The organism is Methylobacterium sp. CCH5-D2 (assembly GCF_001556475.1).
Taxonomy (GTDB): Bacteria; Pseudomonadota; Alphaproteobacteria; order Rhizobiales; family Beijerinckiaceae; genus Methylobacterium; species Methylobacterium hispanicum.
On sequence record NZ_LSIX01000153.1, the window covers coordinates 1 to 1959 of the forward strand.

Below are 1959 nucleotides of genomic sequence, written 5' to 3' on the forward strand. Positions count from 1 at the left end.
CCGCCATGATCCGCAGGGTCTCGGGCGTCGCCAGCACCCGGCCGTGGCCGGCCCGCGCGTGGTCGGCGTGGCCGTGCGTGATCAGCGCGCGGGGCACCGGCCAGGTCGGGTCGACGTGGAAGTCGCCGAGCGGGCAGTAGAGCCCTTCGCGGGTGAGGGTGAGGAGGTCGCTGGCGCGGAGCGGCATGATGGTCCGTGTCTGGGCGCCGGTATATAGGGCGCCCGTCCCGCCCCGTTCAGCACGCCCCGATGTCCCAGCACGCGTCCCAGCACTCCTCCGGCGACCTGCTCGCCGACCGCCGCTACGTCTACGCCGAGGCCTGCCTGGCGGAGGGCGACGCCCTGGGCGCCGCCGAGATGGCCGAGCAGGCGATCGAGCGGGCGCCGCGCTACGCCCCGGCCTGGCTGCTGCTGGGCCGCGCCCGCGAGAGCCTGCACGCCGCGACCGGGGCCGAGGAGCAGTTGCGCGCCGCGCTCGACGCCTTCGAGACCGCCCACGGCCTGGACCCCGAGGACCGGATCGGCGCCGGCCTGCACCGGGCCCGGCTCGGCGGGGGTGACGCCGCCCTGTCGAGCGCCTACGTGCGCGCCCTGTTCGACGGCTACGCGGGCCGCTTCGAGCGGCACCTCATCGAGGGGCTCGGCTATCGCGGCCCGGCCCTCCTGCGGCAGGCCCTCGACGCGGTGCCGGACACGCCCGCGCGCTTCGCGGTCGTGCTCGATCTCGGCTGCGGCACCGGACTGATGGGAGCGGCGATCCGCGACCGGGCGGGCCATCTCGGCGGCGTCGATCTCTCGCCCGCGATGCTCCGGCTCGCCCGCGCCAAGGGCTGCTACGACCGCCTCGCGGAAGGCGACCTCGTCCCGTTCCTGGCGGGCGAGCCTGGGGCTTGCGCCGATCTCTGCCTCGCGGCCGACGTGTTCATCTACCTCGCCGATCTCGGTCCCGTGCTGGCGGGCATCGGCCGCGTGCTGCGCCCGGGCGGGCTGGCCGCCTTCACGGTGCAGTCTCCGGACGAGGCGGCGGCGGGAGACCCGGTGGACGCCGCGCGCCTGGGCGCGGACGGGCGCTTCGCGCACCCCGACGCCCATCTAGAGACGGCGGCGCGCGGCGCCGGGCTCGCGACCGCGCTGCGCATCCCTGCGGCGATCCGGCGCGAACGGGGCCGGGATGTTCCGGGCCGGGTCATCGTGCTGAGGAAAAACACATCGTGTTTCCACGAACACTGAACCATTGCCGTCTTTCGCGCTTATCACGCGGTTCCCAAGACGTGTGACAAAGGAAAGAGCGCATGACGGAGACGCGCAAAGAGGCGCCGGCGGACAAGTCGTTCCCGGCAAGCCCCACCACGCGCATCCCCTTCGCGGTCGCGCTGGCAGTGCTCGCGGGCTGCGCCGACTCGATCGGCTTCCTCGAATTCTCGCAGCTCTTCATGTCCTTCATGTCGGGCAACACCACGCGCTTCGGCGTCGCGGTGGCCAACAGCGACTGGGAGAACGTCACGCGCGTCGCCAGCACCATCATCGTGTTCTGCTTCGGTGCGTTCCTCGGCACGCTGCTCGCCGCCCTGTTCGGGCGCTGGCGGCTCGCCGCGCTCCTGACGATCGAGGCGGTCCTGCTCGGGCTCGGCCTCTTCATGCCCTGGGGCACCTACGCCTACCCGCTGCACGCCTACCCGATCATCCTGGCGCTCGGCCTGCAGAACGCGATCCTGCAGGATGACGGCGGGCGCAGCCTCGCGCTCACCTACGTCACCGGCGCGGTGGTCCGCTTCGGCACCGGCCTCGCCAACCTGCTGATGGGATCGGTCGCCTCGTCGTTCTGGATCCAAGCGCCGCTCTGGGGCGGCCTGAGCTTCGGGGCGATCATGGGCGGCGTGCTGCAGCTGCGCTACGGCGAGACCGCCTTCCTGGTCCCGGCGGCCCTGGCCGCGCTGCTCGCCCTCATCGCCCTCGTCC

2 protein-coding genes and 1 pseudogene are annotated in these 1959 nt (G+C 73.1%); 2 read left to right on the forward strand and 1 reads right to left on the reverse strand.

Annotated elements, in window-relative coordinates:
* A pseudogene (locus AX737_RS03425) lies at window positions 1-187 on the reverse strand (DNA ligase-associated DEXH box helicase); the annotation flags it as partial.
* Window positions 188-249: 62 nt separating this feature from the next.
* Between AX737_RS03425 and AX737_RS03430 the strand changes: the two are divergent.
* Together AX737_RS03430 and AX737_RS03435 are read left to right on the forward strand one after the other, a co-directional pair.
* Complete coding sequence (locus tag AX737_RS03430) at window positions 250-1230, forward strand: methyltransferase domain-containing protein (RefSeq protein ID WP_066919008.1); 981 nt, start codon at window positions 250-252, stop codon at window positions 1228-1230.
* Window positions 1231-1292: 62 nt separating this feature from the next.
* Window positions 1293-1959 (forward strand): YoaK family protein (locus tag AX737_RS03435; RefSeq protein WP_066919010.1); only part of this gene is annotated, 667 nt, incomplete at its 3' end.

Excerpts from the sequence above, each read along its gene's own strand:
- AX737_RS03430 (WP_066919008.1), top strand. The coding sequence starts at position 250 with ATGTCCCAGCACGCGTCCCAGCACTCCTCCGGCGACCTGCTCGCCGAC.